We start from the raw sequence: 318 nt of genomic DNA, 5'->3' as shown, positions 1-318 counted from the left end.
TCAGCCGAAGTTCTTGGCCGCGAAGTCCCAGTTCACCAGCTTGGCCAGGAAGGTCTCGACGAACTTGGGGCGCAGGTTGCGGTAGTCGATGTAGTAGGCGTGCTCCCAGACGTCCACCGTCAGCACCGGGGTGTCGCCGGTGGTCAGCGGCGTGCCCGCGGCACCCATGTTCACGATGTCCACCGAGCCGTCGGCCTTCTTCACCAGCCAGGTCCAGCCCGAGCCGAAGTTGCCCACGGCCGACTTCACGAAGGCTTCCTTGAAGGCGTCGTAGTTGCCCCACTTGGCATCGATGGCCTTGGCCAGCGCGCCCGTGGG

1 protein-coding gene is annotated in these 318 nt (G+C 65.4%); it reads right to left on the bottom strand.

Annotated features, from left to right (window positions below; genetic code table 11):
• Window positions 1-318: superoxide dismutase (locus AC1DMS_RS31790; protein WP_478182155.1), on the bottom strand; the 318-nt coding region annotated here is incomplete at its 5' end.

The sequence above is a fragment of the Variovorax sp. 05T418 genome, from assembly GCF_056396385.1.
Note: the sequence above shows the minus strand (reverse complement) of the source record. Positions and strands in the feature narration are given on the sequence as shown.